We start from the raw sequence: 15,509 nt of genomic DNA on the forward strand, positions 1-15,509 counted from the left end.
CATCATAGTCGCACCTATTGTACTTTTGCTGAGATTTTCTAGATTCTCAATACTACCATATTGACTTTTAAATATTTCAGACTCTAGCCACTCGATATGTTTTTTGAGATTTTTCATAAAAAATAACGGACTAATAACAATTATATTTCTATAATTTTCTTCAAAATGCTTGTATGCCAATTTGAAAGTTTTGCATTGAGAGCTGCTTAAAACAAGTCTTGGGCGTTGCAACACCAAGTTGGCAATAGAAGTAGCAATGGAAGTATTGTCTATTGCATTCCATAAAAATGCAATTACACCTTTTTCTTTTATAAACTTTATTCGTTTAGATTCTCTTAAACCCATGATAACTCCAAATAAAACGGTTACGGTTATTGTATCATAGAAACTCAAAAAAGCGTTTCGTTATATTAAAGTAAAACGCAAAATTAATGTTACTTTTCAGTCTTATTATTCTCTTTTAGCATGCGTCTAAGACTTACATAAAACTTCATCCATTCATCAAGCTGCATGATAGGATGACCGCCCCATTTGCTTTTGGGTGGTAAGTTTTTGGATACCGCTCCTCTGCCTGCAACCTGCACGAAGTCCCCAATATGCACATGTCCGCCTGTGCCAACTTGCCCGCCTAGCACAACATTTCGTCCTGTTGTAGTAGATCCTGCCAAACCAACTTGTGCTACAAGCAATGAATGTTCTCCCACAATGGAATTATGTGCGATAACGCAACTATGTCCGACTTTACTGCCTTTTTTAATGCGAGTTTCACCAAAAACTGCTCTATCTATAACATTGCTTGCACCGATTTCTACATCATCTTCAATAATTGTGCGTCCATTATGCTCGATTTTTATGTGTTCGCCGAGTGCATTTTGTGCATATCCAAAGCCATCGCTGCCAATGACACTATTAGCATGGATAAGCACTCTATCGCCTATCACACTTTCACGATAAATCACAACATTTGGATAAATCTTGCAATTTGCCCCAATACTCACATTATCAGCGATCACAACGCCGGGCATAATCATGGTATTTGCCCCGATACTTACATTTTCACCTAGCACAACATTTGCTGCGATAGATGCACTTGCATCGATTTTAGAATCTGCATGTGGTCTTGCTATAAAATCGCCTTTTGCAAAAAGCTGTGAAAGCAGGGCAAATGCTAAATGTGGGTTATCAACGATAAGAGGCTGTATATGGTTTGGCACTTTGTCTTTTATGGATTCTCTAATTAGCACCGCTCCAGCCTTAGAATCTTGTAAGCCCTGAATGTATTGGTCTTGTTGTATATAACTTACTTGATTTTTAGTAGCAGATTCTAATGGGGCTAACCCTTCTAGTATAAAATCATTTGTAATTTCATTTCTCAATACCGCATTGCTACCAAAAGCCTTGTTAATTGCTTCACTTAGTGTCATAAGATTCCCTTAATTATGTCTATATTGCCATGTGGAGATTATGCTTAGTTTTAAATATCTATAAAAGTCTAATAAAGATCACTAAAGCATGGCGTTTAATCCATGCCCTATTTACAAAAGATAAGTTACTTTGTAATGGGTAACTACTTTTAGTTATGTTGCTTAAAGCGGGCAGCTCCGACTTCGATTCTGTATCTATTAAACACATCACCGTTAAATAGATTCAGAGCTTGTCCCGCTTTTTCTTTATCTAATTTATCAAAGCTTACATCTTGTGTGATTTTATCGTAAGCACGACCTAGATTAAAGCCTTTATTTGTGCAATTTGTCAGTGTGATATACACGGTTTTGATATTAGAATCAAGCATAGCAGAATCTCTTAGTGTTACAAAAAGTTTGTTGAGACTTTCTTTTGTGCGTTCATCAATCGCGTCATTGCCCCATACATAGCCCATCGCATTGCCATATATATAACCTACACCAGAGTTATAAAGTGTATGTGCGAGTTGATTATATCTTTTATTTGCATAATCTGAAGCTTCACTAGAATCATCAATCATATCAGCAAAAATATGCTCATAGATTTTCTGTGGTAATTGTGGCTTTGTGATAGCAATATCTACACCATAAAGATTCACATCAATACTGCTTAATATATCTTTAAAGCTATCCATTCTTTCAGCTAGTTGCTTTTTATCTTTTGTGTTTGCTACTTCTCTTAACATTTTATCCCAAAACGCTGTGCTTTTTTGCAATAAAGACATAGAATCTACATTAGCAAATAGAGACGAATCTGCTTTTGCTCTCAAGCGAATATTGAGTTTATATGAGTCGCTATCTATCGTGCAAACAAGCTGTTCATTCACTTGCTTTTTATCACTGTGGATTTGAGTGAAATCAGAGCATTGAAAAGACTTTGGCACAAATGGCTTTAAGTCATAGTTAGTAGGTGCTTCAATCTTTCCGCTTACTCTCTCAATCACGCGTGAATCTTTATAATCAAGCGTGTATCTATAATCACGCAATACAAAGCCACTTGTATTACCAATCTCATAGCGGTCAGTCTTACATATCGCAGTCCTATCGCCACCTTCACACTCAAACTTATTGACATGATCGAACATGTGTGAGATAGACACTCTCATATAATCATCAGCTTTACCACCAGCATACGCAGACGAAGCGAGTAACCCACCCAGTGTAAAAGCACACACCAGAGCTTTCATACCGCCATTTACAAGAGTGCGACTATCAGTATTTTTACCTTTTAAACCGCTTTTAAAACCTTTAAACTTTAACATACTTTTCCTTTTTTACAAGATTGTAGAATACTATCCTAAATTGTATAAAAATTCAACTTAATTTATCATAAAAAGCCAAAACTTCATTGCTTTTTCTCTTGTATTTGCTATTGTGTTAATATTGCATACCATTCTTTTATGCTTTTTTCACTCACTTGTGCGAGTAGTTTTGCTTTTTGTTTTGGTGGTATATCAAGGGCTAAAATATCATCTTTATCTAACCTTAGAATCTTTTCTTTGGAATCTTTTAAAGAGTTTTTAGAATCTTTTTGGATAATTATGCAATATTCTCCCTTAATGTTGCTTGGCAATTTAGCAAGTATTTCTTGTGGGCTGCCTATGATTTCTCTCTCATATAACTTTGTGAGTTCTTTATATACAAAAAGTGTAGAATCTGGCATAAATAAGGCTATATCGCTTAAGGATTCTCTAAGTCTTTTGGGGCTTTCATAAAGGATTATATGCGTTGTGTTGTGATATTCAAGTAAGGATTTTAAATGCTTTTGTCGCTCTTGTTGCTTATGGGCTAAAAAGCCACCAAAGTAGAATGCCCCCTCTAATCCACTACACACAAACGCATGACTAAATGCACCCCCACCAAGCACCACTTCATATTCTATATTATTCTCTCGCACATACCGAAGTAGTAATGCCCCCGGATCACTGATATTTGGCATACCTGCATCTGTGCAGAAGGCAATATCTTGTGTGAAAAAATCTTTATTAGCATTCCTTAAAAACTCATCTTGATTATGACTATGAAAGCTTATGAAGTGCTTTTCTTGTGGATTTATATTTGGATAATTTTGCTGTATAAAATCATTGCGTAATAATAGAGTGAGTAATTTCTTTGTTACGCGTGTGTCTTCACATAAGATGACTTTGCATTTATTAAAAATCATAAGCGTATGTAATGATATATCAAGTAGATTCCCTATTGGCGTAGGCACAAAAAATAGCATAATGATCCTTTTTAGACACAAATATTTAATTTGCAAACTCTAATTATTATCATTAAACTTTAAGATTTAGCGATTATTTTTGTAGTAATGTAATGTAAGACTTATAGCGGCTTTTTTGCAATGTATTCTATTTCAGAATCTTGTATTCGGTGTTTTTGCAAAATCATACAAGATTCTATAAAGAATGACAACAAAGCTATATCGCCTAAAGTTAAAATAGATGATACGGCACAGAATCTATCCTAAAAATTCACATGCTTGAGCGATGCTTGTAAAGTATAAGATTCCCTCTTTCAAGCAATATTCCCTTGCATCTTTTACATTTTCGCCACCAAGTAGAATTGGCACAACTTTATGCTTAAATGTATATTGTTTTAGAATCTTAACCGTGCCTAGTGCGTCAGTCATATCTTGCGGTGTGATAAGCATATAGATTAAATCAAGATTTGGAAAAGTATCTACAATCTTTAAGGCACTCTCATATCTATCTGGCAGGGCATCGCCTATTACATCGATTGGATTATTATGCGACCACATTGGTGGCAGGACAGAATCTAGCTCACTTTTTTGTGCTTCACTAAGCTCGTATAATTCCTTTTTTCTTGCAGCTATTGCATCTGTTAAAACGGTTCCCGGACCCCCAGCATTTGTGATTACCACGATATTTTTCACATCTTTAAATAATGGTGCAAAAAGTAGTGAATCTAGAGTATTTACAACTTTTACACCCAAGCTTTGCATGATTCCATTAAACATAGCGTAATTGCCACTAAGATTGCCCGTGTGTGAAAATGCTGCCTTTTTTGCGGCTTCAGACTTCGCTGCTTTAAAGAGATATATCGGTTTATTGCAATTTCTAATGCTCTCACACAAGGATTTACCGCGCGCCACACCCTCTAAATATAACGCAATACTTTCACAACTTTTCGCATTATTTAGCATAGGAATGATTTCAGCACTTCTTAAATCCACCGCATTCCCAACACTAATCAAATGTGAGAATCCAAGTCCAAGCTCTGCTGCCCTATCCATAAGACCTGCTAAAACTGCCCCGCTTTGTGATACAAACGCATGACTTCCATCATGCACCATGCCCGTGCCAAAAGTAATATTTAGCTTCTCTTCATTTGCATAGAATCCAAGACAATTAGGACCGATAACATTAAAGTCGTGCGTTGCTGCTAGTCTGCCAATCTCTTCTTCTTCTGCATCATGTCCGCTTTCTTTGAATCCTGCGGTAATGATAATGAGATTTTTTAGCCCTTTTTTGACTAACTCATGGATTGTAGGGATAACAAATTTCGCACCAATCACAATCACAGCGGTATCAATATCCCCATCAATCTCACTCACACTTTTATATAATTTCTTGCCAAAAAGCTCCCCGCCTTTTGCATTAACATAAAGTAATTCACCTTTAAAGCTTTGTGCGTTTTTAGCTATTGTATAGCCAGTTTTACCCTTTTCTGTGCTTGCCCCAACAATCACTACTCGCTCATTCTTTAAGAAGTCTGGTCGCTTTTGCTCTCTTTGTATTTCGCTATATTCTAGTTTGCCTTTTAAGATTCTAGCATCGACTGCAACTAAGCCATCTTTTGTAAGCTTTAAGGGATTTATATCAAGCTCTTTTATCTCATTTTCTTGTAGCATTTTCTGCACACTCTTAACAAGATTAATCACCCATTCAATCTTATAGTCAAAGCCTCTAAAACCATCAAAAAGCTTTGCTATTTTTGTTGTGGCTAAAGCCCTTTTAATCTCATCTTCTCTCGCATTAGATTCTATATAACATACATCTTTATATAACTCAAGATAGATCCCACCCTTGCCAAATAAGATAACATTCCCGAAAGTAGAATCTTCCACACTTCCTATATAAAGCTCCTCGCCAAATACCATTTGCGTGATGATAAATCCATCATTACTATCAAGTTCTATATTATGTTTTTTTAGATTTGCAATGATTTGCTCTCTTGCTTTCTCTAACTCATCGTTACTTGTAAGGTTGAGTATCACACCACCTACATCGCTTTTATGCACTACCTTTGGCGATTGTATCTTTATAACAGCTGGGAAAGCATCAAATGTGATTTTTTCTCTCAAGCCCACGCTTTTACATGCTGGTGTTTTTATCCCATATTTACCTAAAAAGCTATAAAGCTCACTTTCGCTTAATGTATGATTTTGCATATCTGCTCCTTTTGTAGAATAAAGCTAATTGTAATGCAGAATAAACATAAAGCAGCAGTGTTATATGATATTCTTATGTAATTTATGATTATGTTTTTCTTTTTTACTCAATTTGTTATATGAAAATTTTAAATGTTGTTAAGTTGTCTGGGATTCTTATTTTCCTTGACTTGTTTTTTATAGAATGCAAGCCTATCGCATCATTTAGGAATTTTTGTATGTTGTTGAATCTACTTGAAAAAGATGAAAAAGTGGCGTTTTTTAGAGATAGCACACCATCTTGCATGGAGTAATAATGACTTTTCTGATACGCAAAAAGCAGTGATTGCGACTTATTGCTTAAAAATGCAGATTAATGATATTAGCCATGATAAGAATTGCGAAGATAGCTTTAATCTTGCAAAAATAACAAAACCACAAAGCCAAGGCATTGCGTTTAGGAATCTACGCTTTATTTTATTTGCTTGGTTTAGGTATTTATTGCATTAAAATCTAGTTTGTGTTAATTTTATCGAGTTTCAATATTTTTGTTTTAAATCTTTTTTTGTGCTTAAAATTAGTTTCAAGAATTTGACTTTAGTGCTTGTGTTATGCGGGATTGCAATTCATACAACGAACAAAGATACCAAATATATCAACAATGTCATTAAAATAGATTAAAATAGATTAAAATCCATTAACTGCCTACAATAATAAATACTTCCCAACAAAAAACTAGGCAACCTTATTCAAACAAACAATTTAAATTTAGCATTATTTAAATATATGATCTGTTCTGTATCCTTTTAAGGCTAGAGTTTGGAAATACTCTTTTAACTTCTTAAGACTCTCTTTAGAATCTTTGCTAATCTCCATAATCTCTACGCCGTGTCGCAGGGTTTCTAAATCGCTTTTCACCTGCTCTGTTTTAAAGCCAAAATACTCTTTCATTTCAGCTTTTGTAACTAGCACAATATCAGCACACAAAAACATAGAAGGATATTTTAGCACCTTATCATCGCCCTCTGGCACACTAAGCAAGACAACATTTACATTCGCTCCCAAATCATAACTTGCCGGACATACGAGATTGCCTACATTTTCTATAAACAAAAAGTCGCTTTGGCTAAATCTAGAATCTTGCATGAGTGAGGGCAGTATATTTGCTACCATGTTTGCTTCAAGATGGCATGCCTCACCTGTTGTGATTTGCTTTGCTAATACGCCTTGTTTTTCTAGTCTATCAGTATCTCTATTGGTCTCTAAATCCCCCTCAATCACGCAGAATTTAAAGTCATCAAACTTACTTAAAGATTCTAAAAGCGTGGTTTTACCGCTCCCCGGACTACTCATAAGATTTATCACAAACTTATTATGCGTATCATAAATGCCCCGTAATTCCTGTGCTTTTCTATCATTCGCACTCAAAACTCGCTCTTTTATCGCAATAACTTTTTCCATACATTTCCTTTCAAAAAACTCTAATTCTAACAAAAAGATTCTAATAGATTATAACTTTTATTTTTTATTGTTATAAATGTAGTTTATAGAATCTAAAACATGTTATAATCATAAATCTTACATAAAATTTACTTTAGGATATATAATGCGTATTGTTAAATATGCTTTTTATTGTTGTGTGCTTACCTATCATGTTATACAGGCACATGCTAATGATAATTTTACACCTTGGATAACTTCGCAAAATCAGCTATATATAATGGGGAATATGGGGAGTTTAGATTCTAAAAATCATCATACTAAGCAAAGCGAAGTATCTAAAGACTTAGAATCTAAAAAAGATTTTTCGCCTACGGCTCAAAATGACAAGATACCAGAATCTACACAAGAAAACACCACCCTAACAAAGCTAAAAAATCACTTTTTCGATATAGACACTTATAAAGAACGCACAAAAGAAGCCGAGACAACCTATACAGATTTTATGCGAGTATTAGAGCATGAGGGGACTTACTTTGTGTATTCATATAGCTTGCCACCTTTCGGAATCTATGGGAGTAATATGCCTAGCGAATTGAAGTTTCAAGTAAGCTTTAAAGTACCGCTTTGGCGTGGAGCGTTTTGGAGTAAAGGCTCACTCTTTTTTGCTTATACGCAGACTTCATGGTTTCAGCAGTTTAACTTTCGCTATTCTAATCCTGTGCGAGATTCAAACTATAAGCCTTCAATCTTTTATTCCTATCCGGCAGATTGGGAGCTTTTTGGTGGCAAGGGCGGTAAAATCAAGGAATTGCGCATTGGCTACTTGCATTTTAGCAATGGTATCGGTGGTGATGAGTGTTTGATAGATAACAACAGAAACCCTTTAACTCCAGAGAAATGCCGCTCAAGAAGCATGGGAAATAGAATCATGCTAGAACTCATTTGGGAAAAAGTTATGAAAAACTCTACCTTTGGCATACATATCACAGCATGGCCCTACATCCCAAAACGAAAAGATAACCCAGATATTAGTCTCTACATGGGCTATGCAAACGCAAGACTTTACTACAAGCATAAAAAGCATTTTGTTGAATTGCATGTAGCACCTATTATTAGCGATTATACACGCTATCATGGCTCATTGCAGCTTGGTTATGCGTATGAGGTGAGTAAGTTTTTCGCAGTGTATGGGCAGTATTTCTATGGCTATGCAAATAGCTTGTATGAATACAATATACCAGCTCATCGTATAGGCATTGGCATAAGAACAACGGGATTTTAAGCATAATGTTTAGATAAGATTCCAGTTTCTCTACCATTTGGGTGGGTGCAAATTTATACAATCTAGATTCTTGTCATATTTGCAAGTGTGGGCAAGAGCTTTGCTCGTGCGAGTGTGTAAGCACGGAATATCTTGTTGAGATTCTATGTTAGACACTTCGCTTTGCTCAGTATGACAATTTTTAGAATCTATAAATTCTATTTTGGCTCAAGCGCCCTCAATTCAAGGACATCTCTTTGCAATGTGGCATTATCTAGTCTGCTTTGCTCTACCTCAAGACGCAAGGTATTTCTTGTTTTATGTAAATCCCATAATACTTCAAGCGAAGTAGAACCAAAGAATAGATACACAGCATAGCTACTCACCACAAAGGCAATACACACCAAGCTTATAAACACTCGCTTAGAATAGACTAGATATTGCCATTTGTATGTTTTAGGTTTTATTTCATTATGTGATTTTTGCAAGATGATATTGTCAAATAAATCTTCTTTATTGAGTTCTTCTGTGTGAATCTCTTCTCTATTTTCTTTAATACTTTCTTGCTTCATCTCTTGTGTATTATGAGAATCTTTAGATATTTGTGTAGTATTAGATTCTAGTATCTCTTCTTTTAAATCATGCGGCACATTTGCTTCGTGCAATAAATCTGTATTTGAATCATTTTGTGTTTCGTTTAGATTATTTATAATATTAGATTCTATTGCTTCATTTATATCTGTATTTTCTTGTTGTGCTTGTGATTCTAACTCATTTATCACCTCATTATTAAATGCTATATTATCAGGCATAGATTCTATAATTTGTGTAGAATCTCTAGAATCTAGCACAATATCATTAAGAATATCTTGTGGGGCATTATCGTCTATATCATTTTGGTTTGTATCTAAATCTATATTATTCAAATCATTAGATTCCATAACAGAATCTACTTGAGAGTTAAAAGAATCTTCTTGTATAGATTCTATATCTCGCAAGGATTCTATATTAGAATCTTGTGGAGACATATCATTATTTTCTTGTGTGTTAATATCGCTTGGTAATGTATCGTTTTTAGAATCTTGCATATAAAATTTATTCCTAATGGCTTTTATGCGGTATTATAACATGTTTTTAACATAAACATTAAATTGCCCTAATATGCAATTATCATCAACCTATAACTCTAATAACTTAAAGGGATACTATGGATAAAGAATCATATTTTTTAAACCTTTTAGCACAAAGTGGTATCACACAAAATCTAAATGATGATTGTGCTTTATTATCACCGCTACTTTTTAAGGATAAAAGATATATTATTGCAGCTGATAGTTTTGTAGAAAACATTCATTTTAAAATGTCTCATAAAGATTCTAATTTTTTGCACCCTAAACCCTGCCACTACTCAAATGAAATAGATTCTAAAGTTTTGTCAAAATACACAAAAAGCCCTACCCCCACCCATAAAGATATAGATTCTAAAAATAAATGGCTAAGTTATGAAAACCTAGCAAAAAAGGCTTTTTTAGTCAATATCTCTGATATATTAAGCTCTGGGGCATTACCGCAATACGCCCTACTCTCTATCGTGCTACATAAAGATATGAAAAATACGCAAATACAAGAAGTATTGCAAGGCATTACAAGCGTTTGCAAGGAATATAATATTACACTCATAGGTGGCGATACAATGTGTGGCAGGGAACTCTCATTTCACATCACAATAATAGGTCGTTTAATAGGTAAATATCTCCATAGGGACAGGGTAAAAAATGGCGATTTACTCGCCTATACAAGTATAAGAAAAGGCAATCTAGGCAGCAGTTTTAAAACGCTAAAAAAGCTACTGCGATATGGCACAAATAAGCATATTCTGCCTCGTCATGTTATAGAGACAACGCATAGGGACAGCCGCTTTGCCCTACCCTTTTTACGCATGGCTTTCCTTAAAAAATCGCATAGATTGCTTCATGCTTGTATGGATATTAGCGATGGATTAGCAAATGAGATAAAAAGGTTAGAATCTCAAAATAAACTCACGCTACTGCCCTACTCTACCCTAAAAAAAGAAGTGTATCAAAGCGGGGAGGAATACGAGCTATTATTTAGCTTTAAAGACAAGAATCTGACTGCCTTGCAACGCATAGCAGATTCTACGCGGACACAAATCCATATTGTAGGAAAATTTGGTCGTTATAAACCGCATTTTTTTCACACAATACAATGGCATACATAAATAAGAAAACTTAGCAAGAAAATACGCATGAATTGAGCGCGTAAAGCTATTTTGTTGAAATTCTTATGCTATTATTCCAAATTTAACTCTAAATCATTGTAACTAGAATCCTAAAATTAGAATCTTAAGGCGTAACATGTCAATCGAAAAAAATCTCCATGATGTAAAAGATAAGCTTACAAAAGACCAAAATCTACTTGTAAGTGCATTTAAACTTGAAACATTTTATAAAAAATACAAGAATTTTTTATTCCTTGCCATCGCGTTATTAGTGCTTTTTGGTATATATATGGGGATTGGAGCCTACACAGAACATAGGACAAACTCACAAGCAAATGAGCTAATGAATACTTTGTATAGCAAAAATCTCACCGAAGAAGACAGAAAGAAAACAGAAGAAACACTTGCTACAATAAAGCCGGATTTATATGATTTCTATCGCTATACGCAGTTACAGAATCTAAGCCTATTGCAGTTAAAAAGTGATGAAAATCTTGCTGTTTTAGAGCAGTTAAGTAAGTCAAATAATGAGCTTGTTGCCACACTCGCTAGTTATCAATACGCAGTATTTGGCGAAAAGCTAGAGTTACTTGAGAATTTTAAATCAGATTCTATGCCTATACTAAGAGATAGAACAAGATTTCTAGCCGCATATTTATATATGCAAAATAATAACACGCAAAAAGCAAGAGAGATTCTAGAATCTATCCAGCCAAGAGATAATAATAAACTTGTCGCAGAAATGGCAACTTTACTCAAACACTATGGCGTAAGCAATAAAAACTTAAATACACAAAACACAGATTCACCAACAAAAGAAGATAAAGCAACAGAGCAAGGACAATAATGTATCAAGCACTTACTTCATATCCCATTCGCATTTCTAAGACCCTGCATATATTCAAACACATCTTAGACAATCTCAAGCCAACTTTCATAAAAGTATCATATTGCATGATTATATGTTTGTTGCTTGTATTTTATAGTGGTTGTGATTCTCAAAAAGATTTCAAGCCAGAGCATATTCAAGGTAAAATCGAGTTTAATGGCAAACTAGAAAAGCCTCTAGCAAGTAGCAATCAAGCAAGTGCTAAGCTAAAAAATAACGCAGTCATTACAGAAAATGGCTTATCAAATATCACGCTTAATGAAAATGAAAACTTGCTATATGCAGATTCTAAACAATGGCTTGTAAGCAATGGCTGTGCTGAGCTTCTCATTGTCCCGCTACTACAAGACAACAATACGATAAGCCTTGATAGACCAAACGCAAAGGCTATCGCCACAAAAGGCTGTATTGTAAGTGCGAGCATAAAGGGTAATCTAGTCGCCGGTGTGCTTGCAAACAATACGCTTTTTCTCTATGACCTTACAAAAGATTCCTTTAATTTCCAAACAAAAGAAGAATCAATCTATGCCATTTCATCAAAACATGCAAATCCTGTTATCCTTGATACACTGATTGTTTTTCCAACACTTGATGGCAGACTAAATACAATCGACATAGCACAAGGAAAAAGTGTAAAAAATATCATTGTAAATACAGAAAAATTTCTAAACAACATTATCTATCTCAAAGTAAAGCAAGATGAGCTAGTGAGTGCCACACATAAACGCATTTATACACTTATTCGTGGGGAATCTTATGGCAAAGAGCTAGAAATACGCGATATTTACTTTGATGGGACACATATCTATGCCTTAAGTCTCAATGGCACAATCTATCAGTTTGATAAAACCCTAGCCACACTTCAAAGTGTAAAATTACCTTATGCAAATCTTAATGGAATTATCATCAAAGACAATCATTTATATACCTTTGATAATAGCGGTGGATATTTGATTGATTTATCACTCAAAGATTTTAGCTATGAAGTCTTTAAGCTAAAATTTGGCATGGATAGATGGTTTAGCAAACGCGTTACAATGTTTTACACACCAAATATTTTATATATCAACGATAAGATTCTAGATTTTAATAAAACACTGAATAAAATCATAAATGAAAATAAGAAATAAATCTTATTTAAAAGAGCTGTAAGGAAAGGAGGTTTGTAATGGCAAGCATTGTTTTATGTGATATAGGCAATTCTTTTTTGCATTTTTATTATGCAGGTAGAATCTGGCGAGAGAATCCAAATAATATTTCTCTAAAAAAGCCTCATATTCCAATCTACTACATTAGCGTAAATCCAAACTTTGAAAAAAAGCTATTAGATTCTCATAAAACTTGCATTAATCTTGAAAAATTCATACAGCTACAAGGCGTATATCAAGGCTTAGGGATTGATAGAAAAGCAGCATGTAAAGCCATTAGCAATGGGGTAATCGTTGATGCAGGAAGTGCTATCACTATTGATATTATGGAGGATAATCAGCATGTAGGTGGCTACATTCTGCCCGGCATAAGCTCATATCAGCATCTCTATCAGTGTATATCCCCTGCCCTACATGTCCCACTTGATTTAAGTGTGAATCTATACGCACCACCACGCAGCACAAAAGAGGCAATAAGCTTTGGAATCTTAAAAAGCATTATACTCATGCTAAAGCATACTACACAAACCAAAAAAATGTATTTTACAGGTGGTGATGGTAAATTTTTTGCTAAATACTTTGAGAATAGCATATTTGATAATACCTTGATTTTCAAAGGTATGCAACAAGCCCTAAAAGAAAATAATATAATTTAAAAGGACATATATGCTTACGATCGCACTTCCAAAGGGAAGAATAGCAGATGAGACCTTATCGCTTTTTGCAAAGATTCTCAATAAAAAAATACAATTTGATGATAGGAAACTTGTTTTAAAAGATGAAAATTTCACATTTTTACTTGTGAGAAACCAAGATGTGCCAACCTATGTGCATTATGGAGCAGCAGATTTAGGAGTCGTAGGGCTTGATGTGCTTGAAGAACATAAAGATATTGATGTCGCAAGACTATTAAATCTTCAAATTGGTAAATGTAAAGTCGTGCTTGGGAGTGAATGCGGCAAACCTATAAACTATCTCAAACCCCGCATAAAAATCGCTACAAAAATGACAAATATTACTCAAAACTTCTTTTCTGCCCGTGCTATCGCCGTTGATGTCATAAAGCTTTATGGCTCAATAGAGCTTGCCCCATTAGTCAATCTTGCAGATGGCATTGTGGATATAGTAGAAACAGGCAACACCATGAAGCAAAACAATCTACAAATTGATGAAGTCATTATGGAATCAAGTGCTTACTTAATCGCAAATACAAATAGCTTTTTTGCCAATAAAAACAAAATCTTACAACTACAAGAGCATTTAGCAAAAATACTATAAAACTAGTTTTCTTTTATATGAATATAATCTTAGTAAAGCCTAGTTTAGTAAGACTCTGCAACAAAGAGCAATTAAGCATCATTCATCAATATTATGGGGGGCTATAAAAATCTATAATCAAAATAGTAATATTGATGACAACACTTTTACACAAAAAAAGATAAGCCACAATCAGCAGCTTGCATGAATACTAAGCAATTGAGTGATGCAGAATTAAAAAATATTATTTACTTGTCGATAACACGATGGAAATATATATTTGAGTTTATCGTAGAGACTAAATTACGCATTAATTTAAACAAATCAGAAATCAAAAAATGAAATACGGATTCAGTATTTTACAATCCATCACATCACATTGTTGCTTAATAATTCTTAATCAAACACATTTTTATCTTGATAAAGTGAGGGGATACCAGATTGATTAAGCTCTTTGTAGGAATCACAACCTTTTTGCATACCCATATCGCATGCCTTACCATAAAACTCTTTTGCAAGTGATAGATTATGTGCCAAGGCTTTTCCTGCTTCATGTAAGTTACCAAGTGTGAAACAGGCATTAGGATACTTTAATTTGCACGATTTTTTATACAGCATAGCCGCTTTTTCATAGTCTTGTCTTACACCTTTGCCATACTCATAAAAGTTGGCATTCATAAAACATGATGGGGGCGTGTTTTTTATCACATGCTTTTTTTCAAAATATGGCATTGCCTCTACAAAATTATTATTTTGTGCTTTATATAAGCCGATAAAGTAGCAACCATTCATATCTTTTTTATCACATGCTTTTTCAAAATAGGACATTGCTCGTTTTATAGAATCTGCATATAAAAATATTTCGCCTATCACGCTACATTCATTTTTTGCCTTGCATTCATCTGGGGTTTTTAAGCCGATTTCAATAACGATTTTACATGATTCTGAATTTTTGTTTAAACATTGTTGCGTATGGACTTCCCAAGTCTCTTTGCTGAAATTCTTTGGGTGTTCTGTGCGGATAGAATCTAGTATATTTGCAAAACACACAGAAAATGTAGCTATCACAAAGAATACAAAACGCATAAAGCCCCACTTTTGCTAGAAGATTCTGTGAAATTTTACATTATTTCTCTATAAAATAAACTTAAAATAAAATATATGTTTTTATATTCACTTAGCAACTCAAAAAACACTTAAACACAGGCACACCAACACACAAAAGCCCTATATAAATGGTTTTTAAAACCTTGTTAATGTGTGCATATGCTATTATATTGCAAACAAAACACAACTTTATCAAGTAACCACTTCCTTATAATTCCACATAATCCTTTCTTTTAATCTATCTCTTTTTTATTTGTGTTTAGCGTGCATTTTTGAATGCATACTAAACAAGGATACACAAAAACATTA

Annotated in this window: 15 protein-coding genes and 1 pseudogene; 8 read left to right on the plus strand and 8 right to left on the minus strand. The window is 34.2% G+C overall.

Features of this window, described 5'->3' with window-relative positions; translation table 11 throughout:
* The 4 genes and pseudogenes from C6H08_RS09250 to rsmI all read right to left on the minus strand — a co-directional run.
* Positions 1 to 345, minus strand: a pseudogene (locus tag C6H08_RS09250) (hypothetical protein); the annotation flags it as partial.
* 89 nt (positions 346 to 434) lie between these two features.
* Positions 435 to 1,424: a UDP-3-O-(3-hydroxymyristoyl)glucosamine N-acyltransferase gene (gene lpxD, locus C6H08_RS09255; RefSeq protein ID WP_034564063.1), complete on the minus strand. Its 990-nt coding sequence runs from the start codon at positions 1,422 to 1,424 to the stop codon at positions 435 to 437.
* A 149-nt stretch (positions 1,425 to 1,573) separates the two neighbouring features.
* On the minus strand, positions 1,574 to 2,725 hold the full coding sequence (locus C6H08_RS09260) for a hypothetical protein (protein ID WP_034579217.1): 1,152 nt from the start codon (positions 2,723 to 2,725) through the stop codon (positions 1,574 to 1,576).
* 107 nt (positions 2,726 to 2,832) lie between these two features.
* Positions 2,833 to 3,687 carry a 16S rRNA (cytidine(1402)-2'-O)-methyltransferase gene (gene rsmI / locus C6H08_RS09265; RefSeq protein WP_034564059.1) on the minus strand — a complete coding sequence of 285 codons (855 nt, stop codon included), beginning with the start codon at positions 3,685 to 3,687 and terminating at the stop codon, positions 2,833 to 2,835.
* Positions 3,688 to 3,807: 120 nt separating this feature from the next.
* On the opposite strand from rsmI, the gene C6H08_RS12370 reads away from it, so the two are divergent.
* A complete protein-coding gene (locus tag C6H08_RS12370) occupies positions 3,808 to 3,933 on the plus strand; it encodes a hypothetical protein (RefSeq protein WP_267892900.1) in 126 nt (41 codons plus the stop codon).
* Here the strand turns inward: C6H08_RS12370 and C6H08_RS09270 are convergent.
* On the minus strand, positions 3,925 to 5,877 hold the full coding sequence (locus C6H08_RS09270) for an acetate--CoA ligase family protein (protein ID WP_034564056.1): 1,953 nt from the start codon (positions 5,875 to 5,877) through the stop codon (positions 3,925 to 3,927). The genes C6H08_RS12370 and C6H08_RS09270 overlap by 9 nt on opposite strands.
* 243 nt (positions 5,878 to 6,120) lie before the next feature.
* Here C6H08_RS09270 and C6H08_RS09275 point away from each other — a divergent pair, with 243 nt between their 5' ends.
* Positions 6,121 to 6,366 (plus strand): hypothetical protein, encoded by a 246-nt coding sequence (locus C6H08_RS09275; protein WP_052099965.1) that lies wholly within the window; start codon positions 6,121 to 6,123, stop codon positions 6,364 to 6,366.
* A 264-nt stretch (positions 6,367 to 6,630) separates the two neighbouring features.
* On the opposite strand, the gene hypB is transcribed toward C6H08_RS09275, so the two are convergent.
* Positions 6,631 to 7,317 carry a hydrogenase nickel incorporation protein HypB gene (gene hypB, locus C6H08_RS09280; RefSeq protein WP_034564054.1) on the minus strand — a complete coding sequence of 229 codons (687 nt, stop codon included), beginning with the start codon at positions 7,315 to 7,317 and terminating at the stop codon, positions 6,631 to 6,633.
* Positions 7,318 to 7,462: 145 nt separating this feature from the next.
* On the opposite strand from hypB, the gene C6H08_RS09285 reads away from it, so the two are divergent.
* A complete protein-coding gene (locus tag C6H08_RS09285; protein ID WP_034579216.1) occupies positions 7,463 to 8,581 on the plus strand; it encodes a phospholipase A in 1,119 nt (372 codons plus the stop codon).
* A gap of 197 nt (positions 8,582 to 8,778) precedes the next feature.
* Here C6H08_RS09285 and C6H08_RS09290 read toward each other — a convergent pair whose 3' ends face one another.
* Entirely contained in the window at positions 8,779 to 9,648 is an 870-nt protein-coding gene (locus C6H08_RS09290) for a hypothetical protein (RefSeq protein ID WP_034564050.1), read from the minus strand.
* Positions 9,649 to 9,767: 119 nt separating this feature from the next.
* Here C6H08_RS09290 and C6H08_RS09295 point away from each other — a divergent pair, with 119 nt between their 5' ends.
* From C6H08_RS09295 to hisG, 5 genes are all read left to right on the plus strand, one after another.
* Complete coding sequence (locus C6H08_RS09295) at positions 9,768 to 10,799, plus strand: thiamine-phosphate kinase (RefSeq protein ID WP_034564047.1); 1,032 nt, start codon at positions 9,768 to 9,770, stop codon at positions 10,797 to 10,799.
* A 136-nt stretch (positions 10,800 to 10,935) separates the two neighbouring features.
* On the plus strand, positions 10,936 to 11,646 hold the full coding sequence (locus tag C6H08_RS09300) for a hypothetical protein (RefSeq protein WP_034564045.1): 711 nt from the start codon (positions 10,936 to 10,938) through the stop codon (positions 11,644 to 11,646).
* Positions 11,646 to 12,818, plus strand: coding sequence for a hypothetical protein (locus C6H08_RS09305; RefSeq protein ID WP_034579212.1), 1,173 nt, complete (start codon positions 11,646 to 11,648; stop codon positions 12,816 to 12,818). Before C6H08_RS09300 ends, C6H08_RS09305 begins: the two co-directional genes overlap by 1 nt.
* 38 nt (positions 12,819 to 12,856) lie before the next feature.
* Complete coding sequence (locus C6H08_RS09310) at positions 12,857 to 13,492, plus strand: type III pantothenate kinase (RefSeq protein ID WP_004084942.1); 636 nt, start codon at positions 12,857 to 12,859, stop codon at positions 13,490 to 13,492.
* A gap of 10 nt (positions 13,493 to 13,502) precedes the next feature.
* Positions 13,503 to 14,114, plus strand: a complete 612-nt coding sequence (gene hisG / locus C6H08_RS09315) for an ATP phosphoribosyltransferase (protein ID WP_034564041.1) — start codon at positions 13,503 to 13,505, stop codon at positions 14,112 to 14,114.
* 375 nt (positions 14,115 to 14,489) lie between these two features.
* Here hisG and C6H08_RS09320 read toward each other — a convergent pair whose 3' ends face one another.
* Entirely contained in the window at positions 14,490 to 15,179 is a 690-nt protein-coding gene (locus tag C6H08_RS09320; RefSeq protein ID WP_034564039.1) for a tetratricopeptide repeat protein, read from the minus strand.
* Positions 15,180 to 15,509 lie beyond the last annotated feature (330 nt).

Origin of the sequence: Helicobacter bilis, assembly GCF_900198365.1 — a bacterium.
Lineage (GTDB): Bacteria > Campylobacterota > Campylobacteria > Campylobacterales > Helicobacteraceae > Helicobacter_A > Helicobacter_A bilis_B.

Bases quoted from the DNA above. Each gene is read 5' to 3' on its own strand.
- lpxD (WP_034564063.1), bottom strand. From the start codon at position 1,424: ATGACACTAAGTGAAGCAATTAACAAGGCTTTTGGTAGCAATGCGGTA.
- C6H08_RS09260 (WP_034579217.1), bottom strand. From the start codon at position 2,725: ATGTTAAAGTTTAAAGGTTTTAAAAGCGGTTTAAAAGGTAAAAATACT.
- rsmI (WP_034564059.1), bottom strand. From the start codon at position 3,687: ATGCTATTTTTTGTGCCTACGCCAATAGGGAATCTACTTGATATATCA.
- C6H08_RS12370 (WP_267892900.1), top strand. From the start codon at position 3,808: ATGTATTCTATTTCAGAATCTTGTATTCGGTGTTTTTGCAAAATCATA.
- C6H08_RS09270 (WP_034564056.1), bottom strand. From the start codon at position 5,877: ATGCAAAATCATACATTAAGCGAAAGTGAGCTTTATAGCTTTTTAGGT.
- C6H08_RS09275 (WP_052099965.1), top strand. From the start codon at position 6,121: ATGAAAAAGTGGCGTTTTTTAGAGATAGCACACCATCTTGCATGGAGT.
- hypB (WP_034564054.1), bottom strand. From the start codon at position 7,317: ATGGAAAAAGTTATTGCGATAAAAGAGCGAGTTTTGAGTGCGAATGAT.
- C6H08_RS09285 (WP_034579216.1), top strand. From the start codon at position 7,463: ATGCGTATTGTTAAATATGCTTTTTATTGTTGTGTGCTTACCTATCAT.
- C6H08_RS09290 (WP_034564050.1), bottom strand. From the start codon at position 9,648: ATGCAAGATTCTAAAAACGATACATTACCAAGCGATATTAACACACAA.
- C6H08_RS09295 (WP_034564047.1), top strand. From the start codon at position 9,768: ATGGATAAAGAATCATATTTTTTAAACCTTTTAGCACAAAGTGGTATC.
- C6H08_RS09300 (WP_034564045.1), top strand. From the start codon at position 10,936: ATGTCAATCGAAAAAAATCTCCATGATGTAAAAGATAAGCTTACAAAA.
- C6H08_RS09305 (WP_034579212.1), top strand. From the start codon at position 11,646: ATGTATCAAGCACTTACTTCATATCCCATTCGCATTTCTAAGACCCTG.
- C6H08_RS09310 (WP_004084942.1), top strand. From the start codon at position 12,857: ATGGCAAGCATTGTTTTATGTGATATAGGCAATTCTTTTTTGCATTTT.
- hisG (WP_034564041.1), top strand. From the start codon at position 13,503: ATGCTTACGATCGCACTTCCAAAGGGAAGAATAGCAGATGAGACCTTA.
- C6H08_RS09320 (WP_034564039.1), bottom strand. From the start codon at position 15,179: ATGCGTTTTGTATTCTTTGTGATAGCTACATTTTCTGTGTGTTTTGCA.